This is a genomic window from Streptomyces sp. NPDC002206 (assembly GCF_053593595.1).
Map to the genome: position 1 here is coordinate 1 of NZ_JBSFCW010000060.1, position 20,926 is coordinate 20,926.

Sequence of the window (20,926 nt, forward strand, 5' to 3'; positions counted from 1 at the left end):
CCCCGATCTTCGACCTCGTCGACTACGGCGTCGTCGGCGACCTCTTCCAGGTCGTCCCCCAGCTCACCGACGAGGTCAACACCCGCAAGGGCTGACCTGTCGACCTGGCCGCGGGTGCACTTCACGGCTCCCGCGGCCAGGCGTCTCCGTACGGCCGGCGACCGCAGTCAGACGCCGGCGGCTTCCTGGATCAGGTCGGCGACCGGGCCGGGCCGGGAGGCCAAAGAAGCATGGCTTGCATCCAGTTCAATGATCCTGCGCGGGTTCATGCGCTGTGCCATGCGGCGTTCGTTGTCCGGGTGGATCATGCGGTCGGCGGTGGAGACCTGGTACCAGGAAGGCTTTGCGCGCCAGGCCGGGGCGGTGATGGTGTCGCCGAATGTCGATGCAAGCGGTGCCTTCTGGGTCACCGCCATGACCAGCGCCTCGTCGGCCGGGAGGTCCTGGGCGAAGCTCTCGTGGAACTTGTCCTGCTTGATCCAGAGGTAGCCGTCGGAATCCGGGGCCAGGTTCTCCATCCCGGCCGGAGGCGTCTCCTCGCTGATCTGACCGGGGCTCTCCCCGGCGTCCGGGGCGAATGCGGCGATGTAGACCAGCCCAGCCACGTTGGGCAGGTCCCCCGCCTCCGTGATGACCGCTCCGCCGTAGGAGTGGCCCACCAGTACCACCGGTCCGGCGATCTGCTGGACCATCTTCCGCGTGCGTGCGGCGTCGTCGACCAGCGAGGTCAGCGGGTTCTCCACCGCATGCAGGGAGTTGAAGCCTCGCCTGTGCAGCTCGGTGATGACCTTGCCCCAGTGGGCGGCGCCACCCCAGAAACCGTGGACCAGGACGATGGCGGGCTTGTCGGCCATGAGGTTCGCACCCTTTCTCTGTCTCCGGGGCTCTGCTGCCATCGGTCACGCTAGGCGGGGCACCTGACGCCCGCCACCGCACACCGGCGCACGGCGACAGCCGGAACGAAAGGGCGTCTGCAAGCAGCTGCTTCCGGGGGCCGAGTGACCTACTGCCCCAGGCCTCCGGTCCCCTGTTCCTCCGAGCCCTCCGCGACGCACTCGATGCCGCCCGGGAGGCTCTCACCGAGCGCTCGGAGTGCGGTGAGGTGGGTGACGGTGTCACTCTCGCAGTCCGCGGCGCCGCACCCGTACCAGCCCCTGCCGGGACCGCAGCCCGGGTGACCCGTTCGCGTGACGGGGTGGGTACGGCCCGGGGTGGCTGTCCGCACAGGTGGACGGCTACGTCTGCGAGGCGGTGTGCGACCAAAGAGCCGCGACCGCTCATCGGGGTCGGCGCTCACGCATCACACCTCATCATCAGGCGCGCACGGGACGCCTTGCCACGCGCGGCCGGTACTCGACGACGGTCAGCGCCAGCGAGACGTAGCGCTCGACGAGTTCGTCCTCGGTGACGGGCCCGTCGGGCCGGTGTCACTCCGCGATGGCATTGCACATGGCGATCACCGCACGGCGCGCGTCATCGGGATACGGGGTGAGGAAGACGCCCTCCTCGACCCCCTTGTCGATGATCTCGCGGAACTGCTGGGACGCTCGCTCCTCGTTCTTGCGGTAGCGCTCCAGGTGCTCGGCCTCCCGGCTGCGCCCCTCGGTCAGTACGATGCTGCTCTTCACCGGATGGCCGGTACGGAACCGGACCGTCGCGGCAACGATCGCCTCCAGCCGCTCGGCCGGATCGTCACCAGCACTCTCCAGCGCCTTGTCGCAGGCGTCGAAGTAGGCATCCAGGCCCTCGTCGAGGATGGCGACGAGCAACTCCTGCTTGCCCTTGTAGTAGTAGCGACACCTTCCCCGTACACCGTCCGAAGGACCACGCATGAGCCCTCTTCCTCTCGAAGGAATCACTGTCGTCAGCCTGGAACAGGCCGTCGCCGCGCCCTTCGCCACCCGCCAGCTCGCCGACCTGGGGGCCAGGGTCATCAAGGTCGAACGTCCGGGTCCCGGCGACTTCGCCCGGGGCTACGACGAGTCCGTGCACGGCCAGTCCAGCTACTTCGTATGGCTGAACCGGTCGAAGGAGTCGCTGACACTCGACATCAAGACGCCTGCGGGCCGCGAGGTCCTGGAGCGGCTGCTCGCCGGAGCCGACGTCTTCGTGCAGAACCTGGCGCCGGGCGCCGCGCACCGACTCGGCCTGGGTGCCGAGGAGTTGACCGAACGCTATCCCTCCCTCGTCGTCTGTGACATCTCCGGATACGGCAACACCGGTCCCTGGGCGGACCGCAAGGCCTACGACATGCTGGTGCAGTGCGAGACGGGTGTGGTGTCGCTGACCGGCTCGCCCGAAGAGCCCGCCAAGGCGGGCATCTCGATCGCCGACATCGCAGCGGGCATGTACGCCTACTCGGGCATCCTCACCGCACTCTACGAGCGGCGGACGACGGGCCGGGCCCGCTCCGTGGAGGTATCGCTCTTCGAGGCGCTCTCGGAGTGGATGGGCTCCCCCGCGTACTACACGGCGTACTCGGGCGCGCAGCCCGCACGCGTCGGCGCCCAGCACGCGACGATCGCCCCGTACGGACCGTACAGCGCGGCGGACGGCAGGACCGTGCTGCTCGCCATCCAGAACGAACGCGAATGGGCGTCCTTCTGCGAGGTCTTCCTCGGCGACGCCTCCCTCGCCGGCGACCCGCGCTTCCACCGGAACTCGGCCCGGGTAGCCCGCCGCGACGAACTCAACGCGATCGTCGCCGCGCGCTTCGCGGAGCTGGACGCGGCCGCAGCGGTGAAGCTCCTCGACGACGCGAAGGTCGCCAACGCGCGGCTCAATTCGGTCGAGGAGTACTGGAATCACCCGGTCCTGTCCGGCCGTGACCGCTGGCGGGACGTGTCGACTCCGGGCGGCGCGATCAAGGCCCTGCTGCCGCCCGCCACCCTCAGCGGGCTGAGCCCCCGCATGGACCCTGTTCCCGCGGTGGGCGAGCACACGGACAGCGTGCTGCGCGGGCTCGGCTACGACGACACGGCCATCACCGCCCTGCGCGCCGACGGCGCGGTCTGACGTCACCGGGAAGGCTGCACGCCATGTCCGAACAACCCGGCGAGCCCGCGCCCTTCGACGACCGGCCGCTCCCCGGCAAGGAACGCCTTGAGGTCCATGCCGGAACGATGATGCACGTTTCCCTGTCCAACCCCGTGTGACCCACGACTACGCCTGGCAACACGGGGCTGGGGCCTCTACCACGAGCTCGGCCACCTCCACCAGCAAGCCGCCCACCAGGCAGATCAGTTGACCGAAGTCACCGTAAACATCTACTGATTGGCGGCGCAGCGCACCCTCGGCCAGAGCTCCGATCTCCTGACGGTCGACCCGAAGACGGGTCTGAACCACTATCAGACGGCGCAGCCCGGACCCGGCGCCGCGGGAACCCCGGTCGACGACTACAGCCACGACCCGGTCGTCAACGCCCGCCAGTATCTGGCGCTCGCGACGTATGCGAGCCGCACCGCAGGCTACGATCTCACCGACTTCTTCGTCCGCAAGTGGGCTTCCCGCTGGATGCGGCCGGCCTCGACGCGCTCGACGCGCTGCAGCTGCCGACCGTCGATCCCAGCACGCTCACCGACTGAACCCCGGTGGACGCGGGCGGCCAACGCGACGGGGCCGGCGGGCGAGCACCGGCGTCGAACAGAACGTCGTCGGGTTCGCACCACCACGACCACCGATCGCGCGCCCGGGGATCCCGGCGGAACGTCGAGTCTCCGCCATGGCGAAAACTCGACAGCCGGTCACCGTTGCTCTTCGGTAGCCGTTCGCATTTGATCGACCGTCGTGTACAGACACTCGATATCCGCAGCGTCCGCGCTGCTCCTCCTCTCGCTCGTCCTGCCCGGTGACCTGGCGCACGCGGACTCCGGCGAACCGTCCGGGCCGTCGGTGACGCGCATCGTCACGCTCGACAACGCCCCGGCCGCGCAGGAGGCAGCTCCCCAGGACCGGGCAGCGGCCCGCCGTAGCGTCTCCGATGCGCAGCAGCAACTGATCGACGCCGCGCACGAGTCGGGCATCGCGGTGTCCGTACGACGCCGGTACCGCAATGTCGTCAACGGTCTCCTCGTCGAAGTGCCTGCGGGACAGGCCGACCGGCTGGCCGCACTCCCGGGTGTGGCCCAGGTCACCGAGCCGGTGACCTACGAGATGCCCGAAAAGCCCACCCCGGTGTCCAAGGAGGTCCTGGAAAAGGCCGTGGACCGGGCGGGCCGTGACGCACGGTCCGCCGACGGGGCCCCCACCGGCCGGGAGATCGTCACCGTCACGGATCTCACCAGCGTCCCGCAGGCCCATCGCCAGGGCTTCACTGGCAGGGGTGTCACCGTCGGCATCATCGACAGCGGCATCGCGTACGACCATCCGGCGCTCGGCGGCGGGGGCTTCCCCAACGCGAAGGTGGTCGGCGGCTACGACTTCGCGGACGAGGACGCCGACCCGTACGACGACAGGTTCGGCCCGGCAGCCGGGCACGGCACCCATGTCGCGGGCATCGTCGCCGGGGACGACACGCACATCGAGGGCGTCGCCCCGGACGCCACGCTGCGCTCCTACCGGGTGTTCGGTACGAAGAACAGGCCGACCGACGCCATCATCCTGGCTGCGCTCGACCGGGCCGCCGCCGACGGCGTGGACGTCGTCAACATGAGCCTCGGCGCGACCGGCAACCGCAGCAGCAGCGTGCTCTCGCTTGCCGTCGACCACCTGGTGGACTCGGGCGTACCCACGGTCGTGGCCAACGGGAACGGCTACGCCGGTCCCTTCAACGCCGCGGCACCCGCGGTCGCGGACGGGGCGATCGCGGTCGGCAGCACCTACAACAGCCACTACCCGTTCCTCGCGTTCACACTCGACGACGGCTCCACCGCTCCCGTTCCGTACATGGACTCCGGGCGGGCCCCGGCCGCTCCCTCGACCGGCGGGCACCCGGTGACCGTCATTCCGTCCAGCTGCGACCCGCTGCCTGCCGGCAGTCTCGAAGGCAAGATCGCGCTGTTCGCCGCGTACACCGGTACCGACGTGTTCAACTGCCGGGTGATGGACCTGGCCCGCACCGCCGAGGCTGCGGGTGCGGTCGCCGCGGTCCACTACAACCCGTCGGGCACCGATCCGGACGCGATGCCGTTCTCCCCCTGCTGCGGCACCATCGGCATCCCCGTGGTGGGGATCCGTGCGCGGGACGCCGAGCGCATCAAGGCCGCGCCGGCCGGCACGCAGCTGACCTGGGGTGCGTACGCCGGTGCGCCGCTGAGCGCCGACGCCGCCGGGCTGATGGATGGCAGCTCCTCCTGGGGCCCGGGCAATGAGCTGGAGTTCAAGCCGGACGTCGCCGCTCCCGGCGGGTACATCCTGTCCGCGCTTCCCCCGGCCCAGGACCGGTACGGCGTCATGTCCGGTACCTCGATGGCGTCCCCGCACGTCGCGGGAGTGGTCGCCCTGCTGCTCCAGGCCCGGCCGGATCTCACTCCGGCCCAGGTGCAGACCGCGCTGCAGAACACGGCCACTCCGCTCGCCATGACCGGTGATCACGATCGCGGCCGGCAGCCGGTCGCTCAGCAGGGTGCGGGCCGGATCGACGCGGTTGCCGCACTGGCGTCGGTCTCCGGCGACACTGTGACGGCAACGCCGTCCGAACTCGCCCTGGGCGATCTCGAGGGCCGGCAACGGACCCGTCAGATCACGGTCCACAATCCGACCGCCCGTCCGGTGACCTACCAGGTCGGGCAGAGCGCCGCCGTGTCCGCAGCCCCGCCGTACACCAGCGAGTGGCAGCCCACCGACGCCACAGGTGACGCCGAGGTCGACGACCGGGACAGGATCACCGTGGCCGCGCACGGCAGCCGTACCGTCACCGTGAACATCAGGCAGCCCCACGACGTCGCCGAGGGCACCCTGTTCGGCGGCTGGGTGGACTTCACCCGGTCCGACTCGACAGCCCCGGAGATCCGGGTCCCGTATCTGGGCATGGCGGGCGATTTCGACGCGGTGTCGGCGATCAACCCCACCTTCACCTCGATCAACAAGACGCTGGACAACCCGGCGCTGCGTCCCGCCTACTTCACCTTCGGCAAGAGTGTGCCCACCACCGTCGACCTCACCGACACGTCCTCGGCCAACGACAAGGCCTGGGTCATGCTGTCCCACGGTTTCCCCCTGCTGGAGCGGATGCGGCTCCAGGTCCTCGACACCCATGGCGAGGTGATCGACACCCCGTACGACGCGTCGTGGGTGACCCGTAATTCCGGCGCGGGCACCGGGCTGGCGTTCTACAGTTGGGACGCCACGCGTACCGACGGCAGCCCGGCGCCCGCCGGTACGTACCGGCTGCGCCTCGTCTTCGACAAGGCGCTCGGCGACCCGCAGAAGTCACCGGGCACCCAGATCTGGACCTCCCCGGAGGTCACCCTGGTCCGCTGACCGCACGACCGACCCACGTCGCACCGGCTCGACGAGCGGCCGGTGGACCTGCCCGGCCGGGCGGGTCCACCGGCCGCCGCCGTTTCCGCGGCTCCAGTGGCGCCGCCCGGGCCCCGCAGTCGGGTGTGCCCGGCCGAGCTGCAAGAATCCGGCGGTACACACGGACCGGAGGGTGGCTTTGGCACTGGAAGATCTCGGGCTCAGCGCCTGCGAGGAAGCCGTATACAGGGTGCTGATCGAGCGGCCCTCGGCCTCGCTCGCCGAGGTCGCCGCGGCGGCGGCCGTTCCGGACGCGGAAGTCGCGGACGCATTGCACTCGCTCGCGGCACGCGCCCTGGTCGACAGGCAGCCCGGAAGCGGCCATTATGTGGCCGCGCCGCCGTCGGTCGCGCTCGGCACGGAACTGACCGAGCGCCGCATCCGCCTCCACCGTGCCGAACTCGCGCTCGCCGAGCTGGTCGAGACCTACCGGACCGGGTCCATGGGACGCGCACAGCGCGATCTCGTCGAGGTCGTCGAGGGGCGGGATGCCGTACGCCAGCGCTACCTCCAGCTCCAGCTCTCCTCCCGGCACGCCATCGACACGTTCGTCACCGGCGACGTCCAGGTGGTCGGCCCGGAGAACACCGAGGAACCGACCGTGCTGTCGCGCGGCCTGCAGGTGCGTGCCGTCATCGACCAGTCGTTCCTGGGGGAACCGCGCGCGGCCGACAACGTGGACGAATCGCTCGCCCAGGGCATGCGGATCCGGACGGTCGACGGCGTGCCGCTCAAGCTCATCGTCTGCGACGGCGAGGTGGCGATGCTGCCGCTGCACGGCTCCGGCGGCGAGGTCGACCCCAGTCTCGTGCTGCGTGGCGGCCTCGCCAACGTCGCCCAGGCACTCTTCGACGCCGTCTGGGAACGAGCGCGCCCCTACGGCGAACCCCACCACGGGATCGATGTCCTCGACACCCGCATACTGCGTCTTCTGCTCGCCGGTCTCACCGATCACGCGGTGGCCGCGCAGGTGGACATGTCGGCACGCACCGTGCAGCGCCGCATCCAGGGGCTGATGGTCCAGGCCGGGGCGACCACCCGCATCCAACTCGGCTGGTACGCCCGCCATCATGGCTGGGCGTAAGGCGAGTCCGTGCTCCGCGTCCGGCGCTGACGAGTCTCCGCCACGGCGGGTAACCGCCAAGTCGGAACGAGGACAAGCGAGTTACCGCCGCAGAAACTCTTCGCAGCACCCGGAACCAACCGTTCGCCGGGTGCGCGGAGGAGAGACATCCATGACCAGAGCATCCGCGAGGCGGAGGTCCCGGCTGCTGGCAGCCGGGCTGTCGCTCGTACTGCTGCCGGCGGGGCAGGCTGTCGCAGCAGGGGCAGTGGGGACGGCAGGGGCGGGCACCGACCGTGCCGCGTCGCCTGTACACGCACCCACCACCGCACGAACCGTCACCCTGATCACCGGTGACCAGGTGACCGTGACCGACCTCGGCGCAGGCCGGAAGTCGGTCGCCGTGGAGCGTCCCGAGGGCGCGACCGGAGCGGTTCGCAGCGAGATTTCCGACGGCCGGATCACCGTCATACCCGACGAGGCCCGGCCCTACCTTCAAGCGGGCGTCCTCGACGCCGAACTCTTCGACGTCACCGCTCTGATCGAGCAGGGGCTCGGTGACCCGTCCTCCGACGGACTGCCGCTCATCGTGACGTACACGAAGAACGCCCGAAGCGCCACGCCGCACGGAGCCCGCCAGGTCCGTGGTCTGCCGAGTGTCGACGGTGCGGCCCTGGAGGCGTCGACGTCCGGGGAGTTCTGGCGCACGGTCGCACCGGATGTCACCTCCGGGGCGCGCAGCGCGACTTCGGGCCGAGTGCGTCTGGCCGGCGGCGTCGAGAAGATCTGGTTGGACGCCCGGGTCGACGCCGCGATGGAGACCAGCAACGCGCAGATCGGTACGCCCGCGGCCTGGGAGGCGGGGCTGACCGGCAAGGGTGTCAAGGTCGCCGTCCTCGACACGGGCGTGGACCTGACCCACCCCGATCTCAAGGAGCGGGTGACCGAGACCAAGAGCTTCATAGAGGGTCAGGAGGTCGCCGACCGGAACGGGCACGGCACACATGTCTCCTCCACCGTCGGTGGCAGCGGTGCCGCGTCCGACGGCAAGGAGAAGGGGGTCGCGCCCGACGCCACGCTCGCCGTCGGCAAGGTTCTCAGCGACCAGGGGTCCGGCACCGAGTCGCAGATCATCGCCGGCATGGAGTGGGCGGCCAAGGACATCCACGCCAGGATCGTCTCGATGAGCCTCGGATCGTCGCAGGGCAGCGACGGCACCGACCCGATGGCCCAGGCGGTGAACACACTCTCGAAAGACACGGGCGCTCTGTTCGTGATCGCGGCGGGCAACGCCGGCTCCCCCGGCACCATCGGCTCCCCCGGCGCCGCCGACTCCGCACTCACGATCGGCGCGGTCGACTCCGCCGACAAGCGTGCGTACTTCTCCAGCCAGGGCCCGCGCCTCGGCGACAACGCGCTCAAGCCCGACCTGTCCGCGCCGGGCGTGAACATCCTCGCGGCCCGCTCGCAACTCGTCTCCGGCAGCGGCCCGTACACGTCGATGAGCGGTACGTCCATGGCGACCCCGCACGTCGCGGGCGTCGCGGCGCTGCTCGCCGAGAAACACCCCGACTGGAGCGGACAGCAGCTCAAGGACGGGCTGATGAGCACGTCCAAGCAGATCAGCGGCACGTCGTACGAAGTGGGTGCGGGCCGCGTCGACGTCCCGTCCGCCATTGCCGCGCAGATCACCGCGACCGGCAGCGCCGACCTCGGGTTCACCAGCTGGCCGTACGAGGCGAACAAGCCGGTCACGAAGACGCTGACCTACACCAACATCTCCGACCGGCCGGTCACCCTGGCGCTGACCGCCGAGGGTGCTCCCGCCGGCGTGGTCACCCTCGCCGACTCCACCCTCACGGTGCCCGCGCACGGCACCGCGCAGACCACGGTCACCGGTGACGGCACCGCCGCGCCCGTCGGCACCACCTCCGGCCGGATCGTCGCCAAGGACGGCGACACCGTGGTGGCTCACACCGCCTTCGGTCTGACGAAGGAGGACGAGCGCTACACCCTCACCGTCCACGTCAAGGACCGCGACGGCGCGGCGTCCGCCGCCTACCTGGCCGTACAGAAACTGGCCAAGGGCGCGTCGGCCTTCCCGGCCACGGTCGACGACTCCGGCACGCTCAAGCTGCGCCTGCAGCCCGGCACGTACACTCTGTCCAGCTTCCTCGACGTGCGCGGCAGCAAGGGCAAGGACTCACTCGGCCTCGGTCTGCTCACCGAGCCCGAGGTCACCCTGGACCGTGACCGCGAAGTCACCCTCGACGGGCGGGCGTTGCGGGAGATCCGGGCCGAGGTGGACCAGCGGACCCAGACCCGTCAGCTGATGATGAAGTTCAACCGGGCGGCGAACGACGCTTCGTACACGGGGGCCGTGCAGGTCCCGGTGAAGTACGACAGCATCTTTGCCGCGCCGACCCACAAGCCCGCCACGGGCACCTTCGAGTACCGGACCGTGTGGCGGCTCGGTAAACCGCTGCTCGATGTCGAAGCGGGCGGCCAGCGGCTCGGCGAGGCGGTCGTCCAGTACGGATCGGACCTGTTCACCGGGCAGAAGCGGATGTCCCTCCTGGACGCGGGCAGCGGAAGCCCCGCCGCCTATGCCGGCAAGGACGTGAAGGGCAAGGCGGTCGTCGTGCGCCGCACCGACGCGATCGCCCCCGCCGAACTGGCCCAGAACGCACAGGACGCGGGTGCCGCCGCCCTGTTCGTCACCGACGAGGCACCCGGGCGGCTGTCGGCCGTGTTCGCCGGGGCCGGCGGGGCGACACGTCCGCTGTACATCGCGACGGTGAACGCGGCGGACGGGGCGCGGCTGATCGAGGCCGCTCGACTCGACCGGGGCGTGGAACTGACCGGCACCCAGTACACCCCGTATGTGTACGACCTCACCGAGGGATACCCGGGGGCGATCCCCGCCGACCTGACGTACCGGCCGGACGAGAGCGAACTGGCGGTCGTCACCAACAAGTTCCACGCGACAAAGGCCGCCGACGGCGGCGAGTTCCGTTACTCGATCACCGACACGTTCCCCATCGGCATGGGCTTCCAGGAGAAGATCAAGTTCCCCGCGGAGCGCACCGACTACATCAGCGCCGGCCCCGACCAGGGGTGGCACGAGTCCATGTCCAACGGCCCGGGTGCCATCGAGCAGCGCAGCGGCATCGTGCACTACCGCGGCGGCACGCGCTCCGGGACCGACTGGTTCAAGCCGGTCTGGCACCCGTGGCTGGGCACCGGCCTCGGCTGGGGCCAGCAACGCGCGGGCAACAACCTGCAGTTCAACACGCCCGGTTGGGGCGACTCGGGGCCTGACCACACCGGCTTCGGCGATGTGTGGAACCAGAAGTCGATGACCCAGTTCACCGAGGTGTACGTGGACGGGGTGCGGGTCGACCGGAAGACCGGCTCGGGGGCGTACGCCCGGAACGTCAAGCCGACCGAGCAGGACTTCAAGGTGGTCACCGACACCACCCTGGACCCGGACGTCTGGCGGCTCGCCACGAAGGGCCACTCCGAGTGGACCTTCAAGTCGTCCGCCACGCCGGCCGACCGGTGGACGTATCTGCCGATGCTCAACCTCGGGTTCGACGTCGACACCGACCTGCACGGTGATGTGCGGGCCGGAAAGCGGCTGGATCTCGGGATCTTCTCCGAGTACGTCAAGGGCGCGCCGGACACCGGGAGGATCACCGGCTCCACGCTGGAGGTCTCCTTCGACGACGGTGCGACGTGGGCCTCCGTCGAACTCGACGGCGTACGCGGCAAGTCCGCCGCCTGGGCCGGCTCGGTGCGGGTGCCGGACGACGCGCAGTACATCTCCGTGCGGGCCTCGGCCGCCGACGACCGGGGCGGCTCGGTCAAGCAGGAGGTCATCCGCGCGGTGGGCGTGCGGTAAGGCAGGCCGGGTGGGAGCTGCGCCGACGGTGGCGCGGCTCCCACCCCCTGCCGCATGCGCCGAGGATCATCCGGAAGGCGGGGCGTGGCTCTGGCGTACGTGGATGCGCCGGCCGGTGAGCCGAGTGGGGGCGATGGTCAGCCACAGGTCGCGGCGTCCGCCCGGCCACGGGTCCGTGTACGCCACCTCGTTCAGGTTCTGTACGACGTTCGGGTCGGTCACCGTCGACGCAGTGCCGATGGCCAGAACACTCCACCCCTGACTCAGCGCGTCGTCGATGTGGTCGACCTCGAAGGCGACCACGTGACCCGCCGCGGCGGCAGGCGTGGCACCGGCTGCCGTCTGGAAGGCCAGGAGGCTACCGGCGACCACGTAGTTGACCGGGACAACTGCCGGGCCCTCCGTCGTGGAGACTGCGATCCGCCCCACCCCGTGCGTGGACAGCAGTTCGCGGCACTCATCAGCGCTCAGCTCGATCAGTTGCGAGTGGTAACCCGCATGGCCGGTACCGGGCGGAAGATCCATGTTGCTGCCGGTGAGCTCGGAAACGGTCGTATCCAGAGCATTGGCCAGCCGCAGCATGAAGCTCATGCTGGGCATGGCCTGTTGTTCCTCGACGTACTGAATGTAAGTGGTGGCCGAACCGGACCTCTCGGCCACCTCCTGTCTGCTGAGTCCCAGCTCTTCGCGACGTGCCGCAACGCGTCTGCCCACGTCACCCGGCGCCGTCGCGCGTTCCTTGCGCGAGGGCTCCCGGGGTTCTTCCTCCGACATGCTGCGCACATCCTTCTGCTGGTCGGTGCCATCACTGTCCTGCGCCTTCGCGCGTTCCGCCTCAGCATCAATCCTGTGCCGGATCGACGCAGACCGCATGGGCCGACCGTCCCGTGGCCCGCCCCGCTCAGCCCATCCCCGGGTCCGGCCACGGGACGGGCACGGTGATCTGCGGGCCCCTCGGCCGGCCGCAGCGGCGCGGGCCCGATCTCCTCCGCAGTCCTATCGTGAGAGGTAGGCGCCAACCGGACCGGAGGGGATGGTGTCGCGGTGAGCGAAGAGCATGCGGCGAGTGCCGAGGGCCTCGCGCTGTTCCCTCTGGACGAGCTTCTCCGCGAGCTGGAGGTCCGCATCAGTGCCGTACGCGGAACGCGGGACAGCCTGCACAGTCTGCTCGAGGCAGTTCTCTCGGTCGGGAGGGAACTGGACCTCGCCCAGGTGCTGCGCGGAATCGTGGAGGCTGCTGTCGAGCTGGTGGACGCCAGGTACGGCGCGCTGGGAGTGATCAGCAACGAGGACCGGCTCTCGGAGTTCCTCACCGTCGGCGTCGACGCCGAGCAGCGGGAGCGGATCGGATCCCTGCCCAGTGGGCACGGCATTCTCGGAGAGCTGATCCGGCATCCGGCGCCGCTCCGGCTGGCGGAGCTCTCCGATCATCCGTCCTCCTACGGCTTCCCGGCCCATCACCCACCGATGCACTCGTTCCTGGGGGTGCCGATCCGCGTCCGGGAAGAGGTCTTCGGCAACCTCTACCTCACCGAGAAGCGCAGCGCGAGGGAGTTCGACGCCGAGGACGAGGCGGTGCTGTCCACCCTCGCGGTCGCAGCGGGAGTGGCGATCGAGAATGCGCGGCTCTACGAGGAGGCCCGGCAACGCGAACAGTGGAACGCAGCGAGCGCCGAGGTGACCAGCATTCTGCTGTCAGGAGCGTCCGGCGCCGAGGTCATGAAGGTGATCATCGAACGCGCCAGGAAGATCGTCTCGGCGGAGTTCGGGGTGATAGCCGTGCCCTCGGGTGACGGAGGACGGCTGCGCAACGCTCTCACCGTCGACGCCGACAGCCCGCTGCGGTGCGAAATTCCGGGGCCCGGGGAGAGCTTCGTCGGAGCGGCGTTCGAGGCGGCGGAGCCGGTGGCCAGCAGTGATCTCGAGCATGATCCGCGGCTGGGGCAGGATGCGTCACGGTACAGGGGGCTGGGGCCGGCGGTGGCGGTGCCCATCGGACAGCGCGGGAGCGTGCGCGGAGTCCTGCTGCTCGCCCGCAGCTCCGGCCGACCGGAGTTCCGGCCCCCTGAGATCTCGCCGCTGGCAGGCTATGCCGTACAGGCGGGCCTGGCCATGGAAGTCGCCGATCGACGCAGTGACGCCGAGCAGATCGCGCTGCTCGAGGACCGGGACCGGATCGCCCGGGATCTGCACGACCTTGCCATCCAGCGGCTGTTCGCGACCGGTATGACGTTGCAGAGTGCACTCAAATTCGTGCAGCACCCGGAGTCCGCGGAGCGCCTGGAACGGGCTGTGAACGATCTCGACGACACCATCAAGGTCATCAGGTCGACCATCTTCGGTCTGCGGACCCACGAAGGCGGCTGGCGGGCCCACGCAGTGACGAGGCAGGTGACCGCGGCCATCGAGGCCGCGGCGCCCTTGCTGGGTTTCCGGCCCACACTGAGGGTGGACGGTTCCATTGACGCCGAGGTGCCGCCGGCGGTCTCCGGTCCCCTCATCGCGGTCCTGGGGGAGGCGCTGAGCAACGCCGCCCGTCATGCCGCCGCTCGCAATGTCGACGTGCACGTCGAGGCGGCCGCAGGCAAGGTGACACTGACCGTCACCGACGACGGCGTGGGCGTCCCGCCAGGAGCTGCGCGAAGTGGACTGCACAACATGGAAGAGCGAGCCGTCGCACTGGGAGGCGTATTCCGTCAGGACGCCCCGCCCGGTGGAGGAACCAGGATCGTGTGGCGGGTGCCGCTGTCCGGCACGGAAGCGGACGGCTGAGCAACGCGCCCGGTACGGCCTTCGCGCCGCACAGCGGTCGGGGGACCTTCGGCCCTCACCAGGGCCCCTCCGGCCCTCGTCCGCCGCAAGGCCGTGGTGGCAACGTGAAGGATGCCCCGTCGTGGCAAGGAGGAATGATGACGAGCAACGCTTCCGGCCCTCCGCAGTACGGGGTGGTCGTGGTCGGCACCGATGGTTCGGCCGCTGCCGGTTCCGCACTCCTGTGGGCGGCTGCTGAAGCGGCACGGAGAGAGAGTCCGCTGCGTATCGTCCATGGCGCAGACACCGAGAACCGGGCCGCGCACACATCCGTCGAGACGCTGGACCGGATAGCGAAGGCCGGACGGGAGCTGCTGGAGAAGGCGGCAGCCGAGGTCACCCGGCACTATCCCGTTGTCGAGGTCACGACCGAATTCAGCCGCAGCAAGCCGGTGGCGAGCCTGCGCTCGGCGGCCGGAACGGACGGCACCATCGTTGTCGGCAGCCGCGGACTGGGTGGGTTCGCCGCATTGCTGCTCGGCTCGGTCGGACTGCAGGTGGCAGCGGACGGCGAGGTGCCCGTTGTCGTGGTCCGCGACGACGGGCAGCGCGCGCAGGCGGGTGTCGTGCTGGTCGCCGTGCGCGGCGCAGCAGACCTGGACTGTGTCCGCCACGCGGCACGGGCAGCCGAGCTGCGCAAAGCCTCCCTGCGCATGCTGAGTGTCTGGAACGTACTCCAGTACGCGGGCCTCGTCGCCCCTCTGATGGATGACGTCGACGAGATCGCCGACCGGCGCTTCAGCGAGATCTCGACGGTCGCCGACCGGATCCGTGAGGAGTTCCCCGGCCTGACCGTGACGACGGATGTGGAGAAGGGAAACTCGACGGCCGGTGTGCTGGTCGAGGCGTCACGCGATGCCGACCTGCTGGTCATGGCCGGCGGGCGGGGTCACCGCCTCATCGGGCCGTCGCTGGCACGGGTCACCCATGCTGTGCTCCACCATGCCCACTGCCCGGTCCTGCTCGTCCCGCGTGCCGGTGGGGCCGCAGAACCGGAACAGGAGAAGTCATGACCAGCAACCTGGACCACTCCGAAGTGCTCGTCGGTGTCGACCTGAACAGACCGTTCGACCTCCCCCTCGTCTGGGCAGCCGACGAGGCCCACCGCAGAGGGCTGACCGTGCGGCTCCTGCTGGCCGTCCCTCCGACGCACCACGGCCACCACGTGGACAGCACCGCACAGCATCTGGCCCTGCGCGCCCACGGAGGCGACTCGCTCGCAGAGGCGGCAGCCCGTATCCACGAACGACACGCCGGACTCGAGGTGGTCACCGAGCTACTGGACGGAATGCCTGCCCCTTTGCTCTGCCGGCACAGCCGGCAGGCCCGCATGATCGTGCTGGGAACGCGCGGGCTGGGCCGCCTCGCGGAATTCCTGAGCGCCGGTTCGGTGACCGTGCCGGTCAGTGCACAGGCGCCCTGTCCGGTCGTCGTGGTGCGAGAGCCCGAGCACGTCTCCGAGCAGCCGCCCCACGTGGTCGTCGGAGTCGACGGCAGCCCGGCGTCGGCCGCAGCTGTGGCTTTCGCCTTCGAAGAGGCCGACCTGCGTGGCGCCGAGCTCCGTGCCCTGCTGGTCCGGCAGCCGTCCATGGTCTCCTTCAGGGAGCCGGCTTCGGCGGAGCCGGAGCGGCTCAAGCTGCTGTCCGAGGCGGTCGCCGGGCCGTCCGCCGAGTACCCGGACGTGCACGTCACCCACGAGGTGGCGCGCGGGCACCCCGTGGAAGAGCTCGCCCGGGCCTCCGAGGGCGCCCTGGCTGTCGTGGTCGGCCGACGAGGCCAGGGCGGGTACACCGGCATGCGGCTCGGCTCGGTGGTGCACGGCCTGCTGCACCGGGCGCACTGCCCCGTCATCACCGTTCCCGCACCGTCGACCGTTCCCGCACCGTGATCCGGCCGTGAGCGCGCCCCGTCCCCGCCGGTCGCGCCCCGTCCCCGCCGGTGAGGCCATCGGCTGTTGTACACGATCTCCAGCGCGCTTCAGCCCCAGGTGGACGGTCCGCTCGGCCGGGGCGACGGCTCAGGTGCCGTCGGTCAGCCCGCTTCCGTGCGGGGCGTACAGGTCGAGCAGCCGGGCCCTGGTGGACTGCAACCGGTGGGCCACCACCCGGGCGACCCACAGAGCCACGGCAGTGGCCAGTTCGGGATCCGCCTGGCACGCCTGGCGTACCTGAGCCGCGTCCAGCTCATACGCACGCACCAGTGTCATCGCCTCTGCTCCCAGCTGCCACACGTAGGGGCTGAACAGCCAGGACCAGCCGATGAGTTCACCATGGCCGAGGGACTCGATGACCGCCGGGGGGCGTCCCGGCACACGGAAGTCGAGAGTGACCGTGCCGGTCCGCACGATCCAGAAGTGGTCGGCGCGCTGTCCTTCCTCGAAGATGCGTGTCCCTTCGGGGAACGCCACTTCCGTGGCGAAGTGCATGAGCCGGTCGCGGTACTCGGGGCCGAGCGACCGCATGGTCGGAGAGGTCATGATCGGGTCTCCTCCGCAGGGGCGGCATTCTTCGTCGGTGAGGTGGCGAGAAGCGCATGGACCGCTTATCGGTCCTGGCCGTCTCGATGCCTCCTCCGACGGACCTGGTACCAGTTTCCACCGGTTGTCCGATGGTCCGCAGGGGCTGTCCGGGGTGACCGGGGGGACCGACCGGCCCTAAGGGCTGTCCCTCAAGCCCTGGCGGGCGCACGACGACAGCTACGGCACCTCGCTGCGTCGTCGGAACGCCTGAATACGCCCAGTACGAGGACGCCCCTGCCCCTCCGCCTCGCGATGCACCGCATCTGACGCCGCGCGCTGATCCACCAGGGGTTACGGGACGGCCCTCAGACGATTTCGCGCAGGATTTGGGCGGGACCGCGGGCAGCCCGGCTCGCTGCCGAGCGGGTCGGCCGCATCTGTCGGCGCTGCGTCCACCGCTCCGGGCAACTGCCGCTCGCGTAGGGCCGAACGTCCCCCATTGGGGACCGATCGCCCCTCCCGCCGGTCCCGTGCGGGTGTCACGGTGGCGACACGGGGTTCTTCCGGCCGTGGGAAGAAAGGCGGTGGGGACGATGGAGCTTCCCCTGGTCGTGGGCGTCGACGGATCGGATTCCAGTCTCCGGGCAGTCGACTGGGCTGCGGACGAGGCGGCCCGTCACGGGCTCCCGCTGCGACTCGTGTACGTCTCCCGATGGGAACGTTACGAGGCGGCGAGCCTGCAACAGAGCCTCGAACGCCCCTCCGAGCAAGTGCTGGCAGACAGCATTGTGACCGATGCAGCCGCACGTGCCGCGGTCCGTAACCCCGAGGTGAGGGTGACAGCCGAGGTGCTGGCGCAGGACACGGTCACCGCGCTGCTGGACGAGGGGCACAGGGCCACGATGCTCGTCACGGGTTCAAGGGGCCGCGGCCAGCTCAAGGAGCTCCTGCTGGGCTCGGTCAGTCTGGCCGTGGCGGCCCGCGCCCACTGCCCGGTCGTCGTGGTGCGCGGCGACGCCGCAGGAACAGTCGGCGCGCACGGCCGCATTCTCCTCGGTGTGGCAGACCCGGCACGGGGAATGGCTGCCGTCGCGTTCGCCTTCCGGGAGGCCGCCGCCCGGAAATGTGAGATCGACGCCGTACGCTCCTGGCGTCGCCCGGGGTACGAGGGAACCGGTCTCCGGCGCGACACGACCGCACCTGGCATCTCCCGCGAGATGCGCGCGGAAACGGAACTCGATCAGGCTCTCGGACCGTTCCTCGGCAAACATCCCGATGTCGCCGTACGGCACTCCACGGTCGAAGGACCGGCCCATCAGGTGCTCGTACACCGCTCCGCCGCCGCCGACCTCCTCGTCGTGGGAGCACCCCGCCGGCACGGGCGCGTCGGGCTGCAGATCGGCCGTACGGCCCACGCGGCACTCCACCATGCGCACTGTCCGGTCGCGGTGGTGCCGCAGCCCCAGTGACGAAGCGACAGGAGGACGTCCTCGATCGCGATCGAGGACGTCCTCCGCGCCGTTCATGCGGGCACATCGACGACGTCGTGCTGCACGCCGCCCAGCACCACCTTGAGTGCGCCGGTCTCGGCTGCGGCAGCAAACACTTCGTACGCCTCCTCCATCTGGGCGAGATCGAAGTGGTGCGTCACCAGCGAGCCCGCGGACAGCCGACCGGCGGACAGCATGCGCAGGAGGACGGGCGTGGAGTATGTGTCCACGAGCCCCGTCGTGATCGTCACATCCTTGATCCACAGATCCTCCAGGTGGAGGACTGCCGGCTTGCCGTGCACCCCGACGTTTGCCACACGCCCACCCGGGCGGACCACCCTCGTGCACAGTTCGAAACTGTCCGGTACGCCGACCGCTTCGATGGCCACATCGGCCCCGAGGCCTTCGGTGAGGTCTTCGACGAGTTGCTGAGGATCTTCTCCCGCGTTCACCACGGCGTCCGCCCCGAGCGCACGTGCCGCCTCCAGCCGGGACTGCGCCAGGTCCACGACGATGATCCGCCCCGGGGAGTACAGCCGTGCGGTGGCGATGGCGGCCAGCCCGACCGGACCGGCGCCGACGATGACCACGGTGTCGCCCGGGCGGACGCCGCCGTTGAGCACCCCCACCTCATAGGCGGTGGGCAGGATGTCGGAGAGCAGGACGCCGTCCTTGTCGTCCACCGCGGCGGGGAGCGGGTACACGGACAGGTCCGCGTACGGGATGCGCACGTACTCGGCCTGCGTGCCGTCGATCAGGTGTCCCAGTACCCATCCGCCACCGCCCCGGCACTGCCCGTAGCGCCGCTCGCGGCAGAAGCGGCAACGACCGCACGAGGAGATGCAGGACACCAGCACCCGGTCCCCGGGACGGACCGTCCGCACATCGTCGCCCACCTCTACGACTTCCCCGACGGCCTCGTGGCCGAGCACCCGGCCCGGCGTCACCTCGGGCAGGTCACCTTTGAGGATGTGCAGGTCGGTGCCGCAGATCGTTGTCGTGCCTACTCGGACAATGGCTTCCGACGCGTCCTCGATATCCGGGTCCGGTACCTCGTCCCAGGAACTCTTGCCCGGCCCGTGGAAAACGAATGCCTTCATCGCGATCGCTCCCTGGTGCGCGTTGCTCCGTAGCGCCCTTCCACTGCCATCCTGTGCCGAAGTGCCGCCGACGTGCATGGGCCGGTCGGTACCCAGAACGGGTGCACCGGCCCAATCGGAGAAGCCGGCCGGAGAGCGAGAGTGGAATTGCGCCCGCAGAACGCGGGCTCCGGGCCGGCGCACGCGGTACCGGGCATGGTCGATGTTGAATGGGAACCCAGCCGTCCCGTCGGGGAGAACGCAGGCTCCACGGCACGCGGCGATGAGCCGTCCGGCGCTGGCACCACCAGGAAGATGTGGGCAAGGCAGGGGCCGGAACGCACGAGCGGGCAAGGGGCAATCATGGATGACGCACCCCAGTTCTCGGAATCAGCACCCATCAAGGTGTTCCTGCTCGATGATCACGAAGTCGTACGCCGGGGCCTGCGTGATCTGCTCGACACCGAGCCGGACATCGTGGTCGTCGGTGAAGCCGGCACCGCCGACCATGCGCTCGCCCGCGGGCCCGCGCTACGACCGGACGTAGCAGTCCTGGATGTACGTCTGCCGGACGGCGACGGCATCAGCGTCTGCCGAGAACTGCGATCCCGCATGCCCGGCCTGGCCTGTCTGATGCTCACCTCGTTCGACGACGACGACGCGCTGCTGGACGCGATCATGGCCGGCGCCGCCGGATACGTGCTGAAGCAGATCAAGGGATCAGACCTTGTCTCCGCGGTGCGGGCCGTCGCATCGGGCCAGTCCATGCTCGATCCCGCCACCACCACACGTTTGATGAGGACGCTCCGTCACGACGACACCCCTGCCTGTGCTGCGGACGACGCCCTTTCGGGGCTGTCCCCGCGCGAGCGCGAGATCCTGGACCTGATCGGCGAGGGGATGACGAACCGCCAAATCGGCAAGCAGCTCTTCCTCTCGGAGAAGACCGTGAAGAACCACATTTCACGGCTGCTTGCCAAGCTGGGTGTGGAACGCCGCATCCAGGCGGCTGTCATCGCCACCGAGGCCCGTCCTCACGCCCCATACGCCGACGGGAACCGCTGAGGGGGTCGGCCGCCTCTGCATGGGCGGTCGTCTCGCCCTTCGCCCTGTAGCGCGCAGGCCAGGCCCCCGGTCCTCCAGAGCGTGCTGGAAGTCGGCGTTCACCCCGTAACAGGCTCAGGGGGCCATCGCAGCCCCCAATCCCTGCGGGACCGATGCGGGCCCGTCCCCTCCCGCTAGGTTTTCCCAGCCGTCTCCGGGCCGCCCATGCGCGCGGCCGCGCGACGCCGAATCAGCCTGCTGCACCGTCCGCGTGGTGCGCCGCCACCGGATCGGTCGCGCACGACCAAAGGCCGGAATTCCCGGCCGGTTCGCGCGAATAACCCCCCTCCCCACCGCCGATACGGAATGCTTATCCAGCATTACGGCGAGCGAATAAAGCGTTCCTGATATGACGCAGGCCACATGACCTGCGTCACTCTTGTGCCGATTTGAGGCATTTGCCGTGTGGGGTGGGCCATATGACGGGCGTCACTCCGAAGCCGAATAGTAGACCATCGAGGCCCGTTCTCCGGCCGCGAAGCCACTTATTCCATCATTTCTCGCACCCGGCACTAATCGCAGTAGTAAGAGGTGGGCATTGACCCGGGATTCCCTTCC

Annotated in this window: 16 protein-coding genes and 1 pseudogene; 11 read left to right on the plus strand and 6 right to left on the minus strand. The window is 69.8% G+C overall.

The window, feature by feature from the left end:
- Window positions 1–167: 167 nt before the first annotated feature.
- The 3 genes and pseudogenes from ACWCP8_RS39685 to ACWCP8_RS39695 all read right to left on the minus strand — a co-directional run bounded on the left by ACWCP8_RS39685 (window position 168) and on the right by ACWCP8_RS39695 (window position 1,832).
- The gene (locus ACWCP8_RS39685) at window positions 168–854 is read right to left on the minus strand and encodes an alpha/beta hydrolase (RefSeq protein WP_352271748.1); all 687 of its coding nucleotides are present in this window, start codon (window positions 852–854) and stop codon (window positions 168–170) included.
- A gap of 158 nt (window positions 855–1,012) precedes the next feature.
- Window positions 1,013–1,150, minus strand: a pseudogene (locus ACWCP8_RS39690) (M20/M25/M40 family metallo-hydrolase); the annotation flags it as partial.
- Between the two features lie 277 nt (window positions 1,151–1,427).
- Window positions 1,428–1,832 (minus strand): hypothetical protein, encoded by a 405-nt coding sequence (locus ACWCP8_RS39695; RefSeq protein WP_352271749.1) that lies wholly within the window; start codon window positions 1,830–1,832, stop codon window positions 1,428–1,430.
- On the opposite strand from ACWCP8_RS39695, the gene ACWCP8_RS39700 reads away from it, so the two are divergent.
- The 6 genes from ACWCP8_RS39700 to ACWCP8_RS39725 all read left to right on the plus strand — a co-directional run bounded on the left by ACWCP8_RS39700 (window position 1,831) and on the right by ACWCP8_RS39725 (window position 11,426).
- Entirely contained in the window at window positions 1,831–3,015 is a 1,185-nt protein-coding gene (locus ACWCP8_RS39700) for a CaiB/BaiF CoA transferase family protein (RefSeq protein WP_352271751.1), read from the plus strand. The genes ACWCP8_RS39695 and ACWCP8_RS39700 overlap by 2 nt on opposite strands.
- Before the next feature lie 153 nt (window positions 3,016–3,168).
- A complete protein-coding gene (locus ACWCP8_RS39705; RefSeq protein ID WP_352271774.1) occupies window positions 3,169–3,273 on the plus strand; it encodes a M60 family metallopeptidase in 105 nt (34 codons plus the stop codon).
- Entirely contained in the window at window positions 3,274–3,777 is a 504-nt protein-coding gene (locus ACWCP8_RS39710; RefSeq protein ID WP_352271753.1) for a hypothetical protein, read from the plus strand.
- Window positions 3,778–3,786: 9 nt separating this feature from the next.
- The gene (locus ACWCP8_RS39715) at window positions 3,787–6,420 is read left to right on the plus strand and encodes a S8 family serine peptidase (RefSeq protein ID WP_451121367.1); all 2,634 of its coding nucleotides are present in this window, start codon (window positions 3,787–3,789) and stop codon (window positions 6,418–6,420) included.
- A gap of 178 nt (window positions 6,421–6,598) precedes the next feature.
- Window positions 6,599–7,543, plus strand: a complete 945-nt coding sequence (locus ACWCP8_RS39720) for a helix-turn-helix domain-containing protein (protein ID WP_451121369.1) — start codon at window positions 6,599–6,601, stop codon at window positions 7,541–7,543.
- A 151-nt stretch (window positions 7,544–7,694) separates the two neighbouring features.
- Window positions 7,695–11,426: a S8 family serine peptidase gene (locus ACWCP8_RS39725; protein ID WP_451121370.1), complete on the plus strand. Its 3,732-nt coding sequence runs from the start codon at window positions 7,695–7,697 to the stop codon at window positions 11,424–11,426.
- 66 nt (window positions 11,427–11,492) lie between these two features.
- Here the strand turns inward: ACWCP8_RS39725 and ACWCP8_RS39730 are convergent, their stop codons facing one another.
- Window positions 11,493–12,200: a helix-turn-helix domain-containing protein gene (locus tag ACWCP8_RS39730; RefSeq protein ID WP_352271760.1), complete on the minus strand. Its 708-nt coding sequence runs from the start codon at window positions 12,198–12,200 to the stop codon at window positions 11,493–11,495.
- 270 nt (window positions 12,201–12,470) lie between these two features.
- Between ACWCP8_RS39730 and ACWCP8_RS39735 the strand changes: the two genes are divergently transcribed.
- The 3 genes from ACWCP8_RS39735 (at window position 12,471) to ACWCP8_RS39745 (ending at window position 16,125) form a co-directional block, all read left to right on the plus strand.
- The gene (locus ACWCP8_RS39735; protein ID WP_451121372.1) at window positions 12,471–14,198 is read left to right on the plus strand and encodes a sensor histidine kinase; all 1,728 of its coding nucleotides are present in this window, start codon (window positions 12,471–12,473) and stop codon (window positions 14,196–14,198) included.
- Window positions 14,199–14,335: 137 nt separating this feature from the next.
- On the plus strand, window positions 14,336–15,250 hold the full coding sequence (locus tag ACWCP8_RS39740) for a universal stress protein (RefSeq protein ID WP_451121374.1): 915 nt from the start codon (window positions 14,336–14,338) through the stop codon (window positions 15,248–15,250).
- Entirely contained in the window at window positions 15,247–16,125 is an 879-nt protein-coding gene (locus ACWCP8_RS39745) for a universal stress protein (protein ID WP_451121376.1), read from the plus strand. Before ACWCP8_RS39740 ends, ACWCP8_RS39745 begins: the two co-directional genes overlap by 4 nt.
- A 129-nt stretch (window positions 16,126–16,254) precedes the next feature.
- Here ACWCP8_RS39745 and ACWCP8_RS39750 read toward each other — a convergent pair whose 3' ends face one another.
- On the minus strand, window positions 16,255–16,713 hold the full coding sequence (locus tag ACWCP8_RS39750; RefSeq protein ID WP_352271767.1) for a Crp/Fnr family transcriptional regulator: 459 nt from the start codon (window positions 16,711–16,713) through the stop codon (window positions 16,255–16,257).
- Window positions 16,714–17,288: 575 nt separating this feature from the next.
- On the opposite strand from ACWCP8_RS39750, the gene ACWCP8_RS39755 reads away from it, so the two are divergent.
- Entirely contained in the window at window positions 17,289–18,164 is an 876-nt protein-coding gene (locus ACWCP8_RS39755) for a universal stress protein (RefSeq protein ID WP_451121378.1), read from the plus strand.
- A gap of 53 nt (window positions 18,165–18,217) precedes the next feature.
- Here ACWCP8_RS39755 and ACWCP8_RS39760 read toward each other — a convergent pair whose 3' ends face one another.
- Window positions 18,218–19,285 (minus strand): zinc-dependent alcohol dehydrogenase family protein, encoded by a 1,068-nt coding sequence (locus ACWCP8_RS39760; protein ID WP_451121380.1) that lies wholly within the window; start codon window positions 19,283–19,285, stop codon window positions 18,218–18,220.
- Window positions 19,286–19,627: 342 nt separating this feature from the next.
- Here ACWCP8_RS39760 and ACWCP8_RS39765 point away from each other — a divergent pair, with 342 nt between their 5' ends.
- A complete protein-coding gene (locus ACWCP8_RS39765) occupies window positions 19,628–20,329 on the plus strand; it encodes a response regulator (RefSeq protein WP_451121382.1) in 702 nt (233 codons plus the stop codon).
- Window positions 20,330–20,926: the final 597 nt, after the last annotated feature.